Source organism: Stenotrophomonas sp. (assembly GCF_032103445.1).
Classification (GTDB): domain Bacteria; phylum Pseudomonadota; class Gammaproteobacteria; order Xanthomonadales; family Xanthomonadaceae; genus Stenotrophomonas.
The window spans coordinates 1-12,569 of record NZ_DAMDFR010000090.1; the positions used below are offsets into that span (position 1 = coordinate 1).

Consider the following 12,569-nt stretch of genomic DNA (forward strand, 5'->3'; position numbering starts at 1 on the left):
GGGCGTGCGCCGATCAGTCGCCACGCGATTCGGCCGGCGCTGTCCGCGATCACCAGATTCTGGGTCGGAATCCCGGCGCGGTCGGCGACGGCCAGCGCCTGGTCCAGGTCACTCGCGCGCGCCATCTCGGCAAAGTCCAGGCGCACCGCGCCCGGCTGCTGCGCGGTCCAGCGCAGCGCCTGCCCACTGCCGTCCGGACGTTCGTGCAGGATCGGCCCCCAGTCGGTTTCACGCACGCGGAACACCACGTCGGGCTGACCGGCCACGCGGATGCGCTCATTGTGGATGCGGATGCCCGGCGCATGCGCCGCCACCTGCTGGAAGTCGGCGTTGTCGATGAAGCTGTTGGTGAAACCCCAGGCCACGTGCCCGTTGCTGCCCACTACAATTGCCGGCAGGCCCGGCAGCGAGAAACCGCTGACGTCCACCTTGCCGCCGGGCGCGGCCGGGTCGGGGTAACGCAGCCGCACCCGGAACCACAGGCTGGGCGCACGCAGGCCCAGATGCATGTCATCGGCCACGATGGCGCGACCATCGGCGGTCAGCGCCCCGGCCACCGCGAAGTTGTTGCTGCCTTTCACGTCCGCTTCCAGCACCGCCGTGCTGGAAGCGGAACCGGACCCGGTAGGTGACGACCGTTGGTCGTCACGCAGGTCAAGGGCTTCTTGCTCCGGCAACACCGCATTACCCCGCGCCTCCCCGAACAGCGGCGCATCCCACTCGCTGCCGTCATGCGCAAGCAGCGCATACAGCGCTGGCGGCACCACCTCGCGAATCCGGGTCATGGCCAGCTCGGTCTGATTGCCCGGGTCCTGCAGGTCGGCATACATGGCCAGCGCGGTCAGCACCGAATCGGTCGCGCTCCAGCGCGCCGGTGCCTGGCGCACCAGCAGGTACGGCCAGGGGCGTACGCGCAGGCCGTCCACACCCGCATTGACGCCGTCCACATAGGCCTGCATCACCGCCGCCTGGCTGCCCATGGCCGCCTCCAGATGGGCGTCGGTGCGTGCGCGCAGCCGATGCACGCGCATGCGCTTGTCCACGTCGACCGCCGCCGACCCGAACAGCTCGGCCAGTTCACCGGCGGCGGCCCGGCGCATCAGGTCCATCTCGAAGTAGCGCTCCTGCGCATGCACCTGGCCCAGGGCGCGCATTGCGTCGGCCTGGGAGGCGGCATCGATGGTGACCACCCCCAGCGCATCGCGCTGAACGGTCACCGGGGCCTGCAGGCCGGCCAGCGTGTGTTCCCCGTCCAGCGGAGCCAGGCTGCCGCGCAGCAGCCACCAGACCAGGGCAATCCCGACAACCCCCAACAGCAGCACCAACCCCAGCACCCGCTTCAGCCAACGACGCATCCCGCGACCTCCCCTCCGGTGGAACGCCGATTGTAGGGCCTGTGGATGAAGCGTGAATGCGGGCTGCGAGCGCAACTGCGACTGATTCCGATTAGATCACCGTCGCGAAAGATAGGGCACCATGCGCGCATCGATTCACAAGGAGCCCCCCATGAAAGGTCACCCGGACGTCATCGCCTGCCTGAAGGAACTGCTGCGCGGCGAGCTTGCAGCACGCGACCAGTACTTCATCCATTCGCGCCGCTACGAGGACCAGGGCCTGTTCGCGCTGTACGAACGCCTGAACCATGAGATGGAAGAGGAAACCCAGCACGCCGACGCGCTGCTGCGTCGCATCCTGTTCCTGGGCGGCAACCCGGACATGCGTCCGCATGCGTTCGAACCCGGTGAAACCGTGGAAGAGATGCTGCGCAAGGACCTGGACACCGAGTACAGCGTGCGCAACAACCTCGCCGCCGGCATGAAGCTGTGCGAACAGCACCAGGACTACGTGAGCCGCGACATGCTGCTGGTGCAGCTGAAGGACACCGAGGAAGACCACGCCTGGTGGCTGGAACAGCAGCTGAGCCTGATCAAGCGCATCGGCCTGGCCCTGTACCAGACCAGCAAGATCGAAGCCAAGGGCACCGCCGCACATTGAGACACGTGGGACGCAAGCCAGCCACCGCCAGCCAGCCGTCCCGCTTTTGATGTATCCGGATCGTCCTGCGCACGTAGCAATTCGTAGTGCCGGGCTTGCCCGGCAACCGCGCAACGCGCGGCACAAGCGTCCAACCGCGCAATAACCACGCGTCACTGCCGCATCCGACGTTGAACCCCACCGAAGCAATGCCGACGGGTTCATGACCCCGGAACGAAGAGCAGCCGGGCAAGCCCGGCTCTACAAAAAAAATGGCCGGGTTACCCCGGCCATTTTTGTCACTCCACGCTCAACCCTTCCACCTTCTGCCACCCACGCGGCAGCAGATGCCCGCGGGTCGCACGCGCCCCCAGATACTGCTCCAGATCCTTGAACGACAGATTCATGGTGCGCGCACCGCTGTGCACCTGCAGCGTATTGCCCGGCGACACCGCGACCACCGCCACCACGCGCTCGGTGGCGAGCTTGGCCTTGGGAATCTCGATGATCTTGTTGCCCTTGCCCTTGTCCAGTTCCGGTAGCTCGCTGGCCGGAATCGCCAGCAGGTTGCCCGAGCTGGTCACCGCCACGATGCGGTCGGTTTCCGCATTGGCCACCACCGAAGGCGTCAGCACCTTCGAACCCGAGGTCAGGTTGAGCATCGCCTTGCCGGCCTTGTTGCGGCCGACCAGGTTCTCAAAGCGGGTCACGAAGCCATAGCCGTGCGACGACGCCAGCACGAAGCGGGTGTTGTTCTCGCCGCTGGCCAGGGTCATGAAGGCGCTGCCGGCGGCCGGCGAGAAGCGGCCGGTCAGCGGTTCGCCGTTGCCACGGGCCGAGGGCAGGGTGTGGATCGCGGTCGAATACGCGCGACCCTCGCTGTCCAGGAACGCCACCTGCTGGGTGCTGCGCGCACGCGCGAAGCCCAGCAGCGCATCACCTTCGCGGTAGTTGAGCGTGGACGGGTCCATGTCATGGCCCTTGGCCGCACGGATCCAGCCCTTCTCCGACAGCACCACGGTCATCGGTTCGCTCGGCACCAGCTCGGTTTCGTCGATGGCCTGGGCCGCGCCACGCTGCACCAGCGGCGAACGGCGGGCGTCACCGAACTTCTTCGCGTCGGCGGTCAGCTCGTCGCGGATCAGCTTCTTCAGCTTGGCCTTGCTGTCCAGGATCGACTGGATCTTGTCGCGTTCCTTGGCCAGCTCGTCCTGCTCGCCGCGGATCTTCATTTCTTCCAGGCGCGCCAGCTGCTTCAGCTTGGTTTCCAGGATGTACTCGGCCTGGTCTTCGCTCAGCCCGAAGCGCGCGATCAGCGCCGCCTTCGGTTCGTCCTCGGTGCGGATGATGTGGATCACTTCATCCAGGTTGAGGAACGCCACCAGCAGGCCTTCCAACAGGTGCAGGCGACGCTCGACCTTTTCCAGGCGATGGTTGAGGCGGCGGGTCACCGTGGCCTGGCGGAACTGCAGCCATTCGCTGAGCAGCATCTTCAGGTTCTTCACCTGCGGACGCCCGTCCATGCCGATCACGTTCATGTTGACGCGATAGCTGCGTTCCAGGTCGGTGGTGGCGAACAGGTGGCCCATCAGCTGTTCGGCATCCACGCGGTTGGAGCGCGGCAGCAGCACCAGCCGCACCGGATTGGCGTGGTCGGATTCGTCACGCAGGTCTTCCAGCCACGGCAGCTTCTTGGCCCGCATCTGTGCGGCGATCTGCTCGATCACCTTCGACGGCGACACCTGGAACGGCAGGGCCGTCACCACGATGTTGTTGCCTTCCTTGGTGAAGGTGGCACGCGCGCGCACGCTGCCGTTGCCGGTTTCGTACATCTGCCGCAGGTCGGCCAGCGGGGTGATGATTTCCGCCGTGCTCGGGTAGTCCGGGCCCTTCACGTGCTCGCACAGGTCGGCGATGGTCGCGTCCGGGTCATCCAGCAGGTGCAGCAGCGCGCTGACGATCTCGTTGAGATTGTGTGGCGGCACGTCGGTGGCCATGCCCACGGCGATGCCGGTGGTGCCGTTGAGCAGCAGGTGCGGCAGGCGCGCCGGCATCCAGGTCGGCTCTTCCAGCGTGCCATCGAAGTTCGGCACCCAGTCGGTGGTGCCCTGGTTGATTTCGCCCAGCAGCACTTCGGCGATCGGGGTCAGCTTGGATTCGGTGTAACGCATCGCCGCGAACGACTTCGGGTCGTCGCTGGAGCCGAAGTTGCCCTGGCCCTCGATCAGCGGGTAGCGGTACGAGAACGGCTGTGCCATCAGCACCAGCGCTTCGTAGCAGGCGCTGTCGCCATGCGGGTGGTACTTACCGATGACGTCACCCACGGTGCGCGCGGATTTCTTCGGCTTGGAGGCCGCGTTCAGCCCCAGCTCGCTCATCGAGTAGATGATGCGCCGCTGCACCGGCTTGAGCCCGTCGCCGATGAACGGCAGGGCGCGGTCCAGCACCACGTACATCGAGTAATCCAGGTACGCCCGTTCGGCGTACTCGCGCAGGGGCAGCTGTTCAAAGCCGTGGAACACGGGTCGGGCTAGATCGGTCATGCGGGATTGTTACCTGTGGCAAAGGACGGCGACGGCTGTCGCCCTCGCAGGCGGTCGATTATCCGGATGCGGCGGGGGATGCCAAGCCATGTGAAGAAATCGACCCCCGTCATCACGCTCCTGAATGCAGTTACAGTTGAATTGCTTCCAACTTAAATATTTCCATTGAGAAATATATTGAGTGGAAGTAAAGTGCGCACCCATGATGATCTGCCCCGAAACCACCCCGCCCAGCCTGGGTCTGCTGCTGCGTCAGGTCCGCGACGGCCTGATGCGCCAGCTCGACATCTCGATGGCCGAGGAAAACCTGGACATCGGCTTCACCCACTACCTGGGGCTGAAGGTGCTGTCGTTCCGCGCGCCGTGCACTGCCAACGAGCTGGCCCAGGCGCTGGACCAGGTGCCGAGCGCGGTGACCCGGCTGCTGGACAAGCTGGAAGCGCTGGGCTGCGTGCGCCGTGAGCCGCACGCCCAGGACCGGCGCGCGCTGCAGATCGTGCTGACCGACGAGGGCCGCGCGCTGTGGGCCCGGCTCAAGCTGCGCGGCGAGGCCACCATCAATGACGCCATGCGTGACCTGAGCGCCGATGAGCGCGCCCAGCTGCTTTCCCTGTTGACCCGTGTTCGCGATTCCCTGACGACGCCATGACCACTTCTACTTTCCGCACCTTCCGGCTGCAGCCGCTGCTGCCGGCCGCACTGGCGTTGGCGCTGTCCGCCTGCGCCAGCACCGGCGGCCTGCAACCGCAGGGCCAGCTGCTTGATCCCGATCACCTGCAGAGCCAGCGCACCCTGGCCGGCCAGAACCTCAGCCAGCCCGGCTGGCCGGCCACCGACTGGTGGCGCGCGCTGGGTGATCCCCAGCTCGACGCGCTGATCGCCGAAGGCCTGCAGCACAACCCGGGCCTGGACGCGGCTGACGCGCGCCTGCGCCAAGCGCGTTCGCAGATTGGCACCGCGCGTGCCGACCGCCTGCCCAGCTTGAACGCCTCCGGTGGCTACACCGGCGTGCGCCTGCCCGAATCCATGGTCGGCGACGAGATGGGCGGCAGCTACGCCGGCAGCGTGCAGGGCTATCTGAGCTTCAGCTACGGCATCGACCTGTGGGGCGGCAAGCGCGCCGCCTGGGAAGCCGCCGTGGACAGCGGCCATGCCGCCGAAGTGGACGCGCAGGCCGCACGCCTGGATCTGTCGGCCGCCATCGCCGAAGCCTATGCCCAGCTCGGCTACGCCTGGCAGCTGCATGACGTGGCCAATGGCGAACTGGAGCGCGCGCAGAAGACCCTGAAGCTGACCCAGCAGCGCCGCAGTGCCGGTATCGACAGCGACCTGCAGGTGCGCCAGGCCGAAACCCGCATTCCGGCCGCACAGCAGCAGCTGCAGGCCGCGCAGCAGCAGATCGACGAGGCCCGCACCGCGCTGGCCGCGCTGGTCGGGCAGGGCCCGGACCGTGGCCTGCAGATCGAACGCCCGAAGGTGCTCAACCCGCTGGCGCTGCAGTTGCCTGGCGTGCTGCCCAGCGAACTGCTGGGGCGTCGCCCGGACATCGTCGCCGCGCGCTGGCGCGTGGAAGCGGCCGGCAAGGAGATCCACGCGGCCAAGGCGAAGTTCTACCCCAGCCTCAACCTCACCGCGCTCGGCGGCGTGGTCAACAGTGAAGTGGACCAGTTGCTCAAGAGCAGCTCCACCTTCGCCTTCCTCGGCCCGGCGCTGAGCCTGCCGATTTTTGACGGCGGCCGCCTGCGCGCCAACCTGGACAAGACTGACGCGCAGTACGACCTGGCCGTCGCCGACTACAACCAGTCGGTGGTCGGTGCACTGCGCGAGGTGGCCGACCAGGTCAACGCAGTGCGCTCGCTGGCTGACCAGGCCGCGGCCCAACAGCAGGCGCTGAACACCGCGCAGGCCGCGCAGGACCTCGCCCAGCAGCGCTATCGCGCCGGCATTGGCAGCTACCTCGACGTGCTGGTGGTGGAAGAGCAGCTGCTGGTCGCGCAGAAGCGCCTGGCCGAGCTGCAGTCCCGCCAGATTCTTGTTTCGGTGAAGTTGAGCCAGGCGCTGGGCGGTGGGTTCACCCCGTCCAGCGACACCGCCACGCTCGCCGCCCCCACTGATTCCACGCATTCCTGAGACAACGTTCATGAGCCAGACTTCTGCTCCCGCTGCCGCGCCGGCAGCTCCGTCCCGCCGCGGCAAGCTGCTGCGCGGCCTTGTGGTCATCGTGGTCCTGCTGCTGGCCGCGTTCGCCCTGTGGTACTTCATGTTCGGCCGCTGGTTCGAAGAGACCGACGACGCCTACGTGCAGGGCAACCAGGTGCAGATCACCCCGCTGGTGAGCGGTACCGTGGTGGCGATCAACGCCGACGACGGCATGCGCGTGGAGCGCGGCCAGCTGCTGGTGCAGCTGGATCCGGCCGACACCGAAGTAGCGCTGCAGCAGGCCGAAGCCACCCTGGCCAAGACCGTGCGTGAAGTGCGCGGCCTGTATCGCAGCGTGGAAGGCGCACAGGCCGAACTGAATGCCCGCAACGTCACCCTCAAGCGCGTGCGCGAAGACTTCGCCCGCCGCAAGGACCTGGCTGCCACCGGTGCGATCTCCAACGAAGAACTGGCGCACGCCCGTGACGAGCTGGCCGCCGCCGAAGCGGCCGTGGCCGGTTCGCGCGAGACCTTCGAGCGCAGCCGCGCGCTGGTCGACGACACCGTGATCGCGACCCAGCCGGACGTGCAGGCGGCTGCCGCGCAGCTGCGCCAGGCGTACCTCAACAATGCCCGTGCCGGCATCGTTGCACCGGTCACCGGCTACGTCGCACGTCGTTCGGTGCAGGTCGGCCAGCGCGTGCAGCCGGGCAACGCCCTGATGGCGGTGGTACCGACCGAGCAGATGTGGGTGGAAGCCAACTTCAAGGAAACCCAGCTGCGCCACATGCGCCTGGGCCAGGAAGTGGAGCTGAAGTCGGACCTGTACGGCGGTGAGGTGCACTACACCGGCCGCATCGACAGCCTGGGCCTGGGCACCGGTTCGGCGTTCTCGCTGCTGCCGGCGCAGAACGCCAGCGGCAACTGGATCAAGATCGTGCAGCGCGTGCCGGTGCGCATCGCCATCGACCCGAAGCAGCTGGCCGAACACCCGCTGCGCATTGGTCTGTCGATGAAGGCCGAAGTGAGCCTGCGCGACCAGAAGGGCAGCGTGCTGCCGACCGAAGCGGCCAAGGGCCAGGTGTTCGACACCGACGTGTACGCCAAGCAGCTGCACAGCGCTGACGACAAGATCCACACCATCATCCAGGCCAACCTGCCGCAGCAGGCCAAGGCGAGCTGAGACCGAAACGATGTCCGCACAAGCTCCTACCGCGCCCGGTAATCCGGGCGCGCCGTCGGCGGCCGGTGCCTTCCGGCCGGCCAATGTCGCGCTGTGTACTGCTGGCCTGGCGATGGCCTCGTTCATGCAGGTGCTCGACACCACCATCGCCAACGTTTCATTGCCGACCATCGCAGGCAACCTGGGAGCCAGCTCGCAGCAGGCCACCTGGGTGATCACCTCGTTCGCGGTGAGCACGGCGATTGCGCTGCCGCTGACCGGCTGGCTGAGCCGTCGCTTCGGCGAAACCAAGCTGTTCATCTGGGCGACGCTGTCGTTCGTGGTGGCGTCGCTGCTGTGTGGCCTGGCGCAGAGCATGGGCATGCTGGTGGTGTCGCGCGCGCTGCAGGGTTTCGTGGCGGGGCCGATGTACCCGATCACGCAGTCGCTGCTGGTGTCGATCTATCCACGAGAGAAGCGCGGACAGGCGCTGGCGCTGCTGGCGATGATCACGGTGGTGGCACCGATCTGCGGCCCGATCCTGGGTGGCTGGATCACCGACAACTACAGCTGGGAGTGGATCTTCCTGATCAACGTACCGCTGGGCATCTTCGCAGCGCTGGTGGTGGGCAGCCAGTTGAAGGACCGGCCGGAGCACATCGAAAAGCCGAAGATGGACTACATCGGCCTGATCACGCTGGTGATCGGCGTGGGTGCGCTGCAGCTTGTGCTGGACCTGGGCAACGACGAAGACTGGTTTGCCTCGGCGAAGATCGTGGTGCTGGCCTGTGTGGCGGTGGTGGCGCTGGCGGTGTTCCTGATCTGGGAACTGACCGACAAAGACCCGATCGTGGACCTGCGCCTGTTCCGGCACCGCAACTTCCGTGCGGGCACGCTGGCGATGGTGGTGGCGTATGCGGCATTCTTCAGTGTGTCGCTGCTGATTCCGCAGTGGCTGCAGCGTGACATGGGCTACACGGCGATCTGGGCGGGATTGGCAACAGCGCCGATTGGCATTCTGCCGGTGATCATGACGCCGTTCGTGGGCAAGTACGCGTCGCGTTTCGACATGCGGATGATTGCGTCGTTTGCATTCGTGTTCCTGTCGTTCACGAGCTTCCTGCGTTCAAACTTCAACCTGCAGGTGGATTTCACCCACGTGGCGGGGGTGCAGTTGATCATGGGCGTGGGCGTGGCACTGTTCTTCATGCCGGTGCTGCAGATTCTGCTGTCGGACCTGGACGGCCGTGAGATCGCGGCGGGCTCAGGCCTGGCAACGTTCCTGCGAACGCTGGGTGGCAGCTTCGCGGCATCGCTGACGACGTGGCTGTGGGCACACCGCACGCAGGAGCACCATGCGCACCTGACCGAACACATCTCGGTGTATGACCCGGGCATGCAGGAGCAGGTAGCGGCAATGGGGCAGGGCGACCTGCAGCACGGCGCAGCGGCCTTGAACAACATCATCAACCACCAGGCATCGCAGATGGGCTTCAACGACATCTTCTTCCTGCTGGGCTGGGTGTTCCTGGCGATCATCGCGTTCCTGTGGCTGGCCAAGCCCCCGTTCGGTGCCGGCGCAGGCGCTGCTTCCGCTGGCGGCCACTGATTCCGCCGGCATTCGACGCACCGCCTCCTCGTCGGCAATCGACGGACTACGTAGAGCCGGGCTTGCCCGGCTGCTGGTGGATTCGTGCGAACAACCCTCGGCTGTGGGTCTACGTGCCTGGGGCCATCGGATGGGGGGTACGGGACACGCCGTTAACCCATCCATGGGGGCTCGTCGAAAACATCCATGTTTTCAACGGTCCCGTACCCCCCATCCGATGGCCCCCCGACACATGGTCGGGGGCCATGGGAAATCAAAACCAGTCCATCGCTCAGATGGCCTTGACCCGCTTTGGTGGGATCGGTCGAAAGACGATCGCCGTGAAATCACCAACGTTCTTTAACGCATGAACCCCTGATCGAAGCGCGCTCCCTGCATGACCCGAAGTGACGCATGCGACGCGATCACCACTCCGGGGTTTTCATTGCACGCCTGATAAACGCGAACGCACGTCACACATTGAAACATCCACCAACGCGCGACACCCGCACCACCTTCGCGCGCACCGCACTACTCCCACAAGCCTCCCGCAAACCAACCGCGCCGATTGCGTCGCACCATTTGCCCCTGCGCCGAAAACCCGCCACGATTGCGTCGCAAATGCCTATTTTTATCGGCATCTGATTCCTGCAGGGTAGGCCCCGGAGCGTAGAATCTCCGAAATTTCCAGATGGTGTCCTGCGTGGGAGTCGTACATCCTGCGTCGGGAGGGTGGCTAATAAAAGACCTCCGCGAGGAGGGAATATGCCCGCCGTTTTCCTCTGGAAATTTCACGGTTCTAACCTCCCGACCCCTCGCCATTTCGGCGGGGGTCGCACTCTGCAGGAGGTTTGCCATGCAAACACAACGTTCGTACACGCATCACCCGCAGTTCCGGCGGAGGGCACGCCGATGAGAAAGCCGGTCTGGCTACGTGCGCGAGTGGAAGACGATCTGCGCCGCGACTTCAAAGGCGTGACCAAGAGCCTGGATTACGCGCCGGCGGAGGCGGTCCGGTTGTTCATGAAGCGGCTGGTGGAACTTGCGCAGGAGTCGCGTGCGAAGGATGCAAAGCTGCGGCGCAACGCCATCCGCAAAGCAAGCGACGACGCGGCCGGTGCAATGGGTGTGGGTGTTGAAGATCCAGCCAGCGGCGAATCCTCGCGATCGCGGTGATGTCCTCGCATCCGGCGGTTTCCCGCCCTTTGGATGGTGCTCGGGTATCCGGCACTGCCGATGGCAATGTCATCCGCAATGCAATCGACAATGCCATCGGCAATGCCGCCGGTAGGGTCGCACGACAGTCGACCGCCGATAACGGTGATCGGCGCGGTAGGGCATGACCTCAGGCGAAGAAGCGCGTCTCCGTTCGGAGGTCATGCGTTACCGAACGCGGGTGATGTCACGGCCGTCGTCTGTCGACCGACGCTACCGGGCCCCAGCATTCCAGACAGGGCCGGCATCTCGATCACAATCCAAACGCCAGAAACGAAAAAACCCGCTTGCGCGGGTTTGATCATTTACTGAGTCATGGTGCCCAGGAGAGGACTCGAACCTCCACGAAGTTGCCCCCGCTAGCACCTGAAGCTAGTGCGTCTACCAATTCCGCCACCTGGGCGACTCAGGAGACGAATTGTGCGGGAGAACCTCGATTGTGTCAACAACATTTCGCAATCAACACCCACATCGATTGAGCGTTGCGCAGAAACGAAAAAACCCGCTTTCGCGGGTTTGATCATTTACTGAGTCATGGTGCCCAGGAGAGGACTCGAACCTCCACGAAGTTGCCCCCGCTAGCACCTGAAGCTAGTGCGTCTACCAATTCCGCCACCTGGGCGACTCAGGCCGCGAATTATGCGGAAGCATTCGGGGGCTGTCAACGAATTTTGCGATACTCGTTTGACCACGATCGCTTGGAACTCCGATGACCACGCCCGTCCTGCACGTCCACCCGCTGTCGTCGTGCTGCCAGAAGGTGCTGATCGCCGCCCGCGCGCTCGGGGTAACGATGGAAGAACGCTTCCTCAACCTCGGCGACCCCGCCGTGCGCGCGGCCTTCGCCGACATCTCGCCGATGGGCAAGATGCCATTGCTGGAAGACGGCGATCGGCGCGTGGCTGAAACCAGCATCATCATCGAATACCTGCAGCAGCATTACGCCATAGCCGAGGCTCGGCTGATTCCGGCAAACGCGGATGCCGCCCTCGACGTGCGCTTCTGGGACCGGTTCTCGGACTTCTACGTGATGACCCCGATGCAGGCGCTGACCGCCGAACGGCTGAAGCCGGCCGGGCAGGGCAGTGAGGCAGCGGTGGCCGATGCCCGGCAGATGCTGTTGAAAAGTTATGCCGTGCTGGATCGTCAGCTGCAGGGCGGCGGGTGGCTGGCCGGTGCTGAGTTCTCGATGGCGGACTGTGCGGTCGCGCCGGCGCTGTTCTATGCGGTGGCTTATGTGCCGTTGCCGGAGGAGGCGACGCGTCTTCAGGCTTACTTTGAGCGCTTGATGGCGCATCAGGCGGTGGCGGCCGTGGTGGATGGCGCGCGGCCGTGGTTCAAGTATTTCCCGGGGCGCGATGGGTTGGCGCGAGAATATTTCGACCCGGCAGGGTGATGCCAGAAACGAAAAAACCCGCTTGCGCGGGTTTTTAACGTTGGTGCCCAGGAGAGGACTCGAACCTCCACGGTTTTACCCGCTAGTACCTGAAACTAGTGCGTCTACCAATTCCGCCACCTGGGCGTTCCAGAGCCGGCAATTCTGGGCATGTCCGGGGCGCTTGTCAACGACTTTTTTCACTTTCTTCACAAAACTGCATGCGGGCCTCTGATGACCCGTTATGCACACCGCCAGCGGTTACCATAAAGGTCAATGAAAACAAAGAAACCGACCCGGGGCGCGAAAGCCCCCAAGTCTCCGGCCCCCAAGAAGGGTGCTGGTCCGTCGGGCAAGTCCCGCGCCGCTGCCAAGCCTGGCAAGCTGCCGCCCTGGATGCCCGAGTCCCTGCAGAATCCCGCCCCGCCGCGCAGCGGCAAGCGTGCCGGCCCCAAGCCGGGCACCGGGGTCCCCGTGCCGACCCGCCGCAATCCGCATCCGCAGGCCGCCAGCGGCAGCTATGACGACCCCTTCGCCGCGCGCGAGGCGGAACGCTACGCCCAGCCCATCGCC

The 12,569-nt window shown here is 65.4% G+C and carries 9 protein-coding genes, 3 tRNA genes and 1 pseudogene; 8 read left to right on the forward strand and 5 right to left on the reverse strand.

Annotated features, from left to right (window positions below; translation table 11 throughout):
* On the reverse strand, positions 1-1,355 hold a 1,355-nt coding region (locus tag RT551_RS19755), incomplete at its 3' end, for a penicillin acylase family protein (protein ID WP_313461679.1).
* Positions 1,356-1,506: 151 nt separating this feature from the next.
* Between RT551_RS19755 and bfr the strand changes: the two genes are divergently transcribed.
* The gene (gene bfr / locus RT551_RS19760) at positions 1,507-1,995 is read left to right on the forward strand and encodes a bacterioferritin (protein ID WP_125359145.1); all 489 of its coding nucleotides are present in this window, start codon (positions 1,507-1,509) and stop codon (positions 1,993-1,995) included.
* A gap of 278 nt (positions 1,996-2,273) precedes the next feature.
* Here bfr and parC read toward each other — a convergent pair whose 3' ends face one another.
* Positions 2,274-4,517 carry a DNA topoisomerase IV subunit A gene (gene parC, locus RT551_RS19765; protein ID WP_313461683.1) on the reverse strand — a complete coding sequence of 748 codons (2,244 nt, stop codon included), beginning with the start codon at positions 4,515-4,517 and terminating at the stop codon, positions 2,274-2,276.
* 205 nt (positions 4,518-4,722) lie between these two features.
* On the opposite strand from parC, the gene RT551_RS19770 reads away from it, so the two are divergent.
* The 5 genes from RT551_RS19770 (at position 4,723) to RT551_RS19790 (ending at position 10,582) form a co-directional block, all read left to right on the forward strand.
* Complete coding sequence (locus RT551_RS19770; protein ID WP_125359169.1) at positions 4,723-5,166, forward strand: MarR family transcriptional regulator; 444 nt, start codon at positions 4,723-4,725, stop codon at positions 5,164-5,166.
* The gene (locus tag RT551_RS19775; protein ID WP_313461686.1) at positions 5,163-6,647 is read left to right on the forward strand and encodes an efflux transporter outer membrane subunit; all 1,485 of its coding nucleotides are present in this window, start codon (positions 5,163-5,165) and stop codon (positions 6,645-6,647) included. Before RT551_RS19770 ends, RT551_RS19775 begins: the two co-directional genes overlap by 4 nt.
* A 10-nt stretch (positions 6,648-6,657) precedes the next feature.
* Positions 6,658-7,839: a multidrug efflux MFS transporter periplasmic adaptor subunit EmrA gene (gene emrA, locus RT551_RS19780; RefSeq protein ID WP_313461689.1), complete on the forward strand. Its 1,182-nt coding sequence runs from the start codon at positions 6,658-6,660 to the stop codon at positions 7,837-7,839.
* A gap of 10 nt (positions 7,840-7,849) precedes the next feature.
* Positions 7,850-9,427, forward strand: a complete 1,578-nt coding sequence (locus RT551_RS19785) for a DHA2 family efflux MFS transporter permease subunit (protein ID WP_313461692.1) — start codon at positions 7,850-7,852, stop codon at positions 9,425-9,427.
* A 921-nt stretch (positions 9,428-10,348) separates the two neighbouring features.
* A complete protein-coding gene (locus RT551_RS19790) occupies positions 10,349-10,582 on the forward strand; it encodes a hypothetical protein (RefSeq protein WP_313461695.1) in 234 nt (77 codons plus the stop codon).
* A 355-nt stretch (positions 10,583-10,937) separates the two neighbouring features.
* On the opposite strand, the gene RT551_RS19795 is transcribed toward RT551_RS19790, so the two are convergent.
* Positions 10,938-11,024, reverse strand: a tRNA-Leu gene (locus tag RT551_RS19795).
* 132 nt (positions 11,025-11,156) lie between these two features.
* A tRNA-Leu gene (locus tag RT551_RS19800) sits at positions 11,157-11,243 on the reverse strand.
* An 87-nt stretch (positions 11,244-11,330) separates the two neighbouring features.
* Here RT551_RS19800 and RT551_RS19805 point away from each other — a divergent pair.
* On the forward strand, positions 11,331-12,017 hold the full coding sequence (locus tag RT551_RS19805; RefSeq protein ID WP_313461698.1) for a glutathione S-transferase family protein: 687 nt from the start codon (positions 11,331-11,333) through the stop codon (positions 12,015-12,017).
* Positions 12,018-12,058: 41 nt separating this feature from the next.
* Here the strand turns inward: RT551_RS19805 and RT551_RS19810 are convergent.
* Positions 12,059-12,143 (reverse strand) — tRNA-Leu (locus tag RT551_RS19810).
* A 129-nt stretch (positions 12,144-12,272) separates the two neighbouring features.
* On the opposite strand from RT551_RS19810, the pseudogene RT551_RS19815 reads away from it, so the two are divergent.
* Positions 12,273-12,569 (forward strand): annotated as a pseudogene (locus tag RT551_RS19815) (ribonuclease R); the annotation flags it as partial.

What these genes read in the sequence shown, in the direction of transcription:
- bfr (WP_125359145.1), top strand. Translation starts at nt 1,507, where the DNA reads ATGAAAGGTCACCCGGACGTCATCGCCTGCCTGAAGGAACTGCTGCGC.
- parC (WP_313461683.1), bottom strand. Translation starts at nt 4,517, where the DNA reads ATGACCGATCTAGCCCGACCCGTGTTCCACGGCTTTGAACAGCTGCCC.
- RT551_RS19770 (WP_125359169.1), top strand. Translation starts at nt 4,723, where the DNA reads ATGATCTGCCCCGAAACCACCCCGCCCAGCCTGGGTCTGCTGCTGCGT.
- RT551_RS19775 (WP_313461686.1), top strand. Translation starts at nt 5,163, where the DNA reads ATGACCACTTCTACTTTCCGCACCTTCCGGCTGCAGCCGCTGCTGCCG.
- emrA (WP_313461689.1), top strand. Translation starts at nt 6,658, where the DNA reads ATGAGCCAGACTTCTGCTCCCGCTGCCGCGCCGGCAGCTCCGTCCCGC.
- RT551_RS19785 (WP_313461692.1), top strand. Translation starts at nt 7,850, where the DNA reads ATGTCCGCACAAGCTCCTACCGCGCCCGGTAATCCGGGCGCGCCGTCG.
- RT551_RS19805 (WP_313461698.1), top strand. Translation starts at nt 11,331, where the DNA reads ATGACCACGCCCGTCCTGCACGTCCACCCGCTGTCGTCGTGCTGCCAG.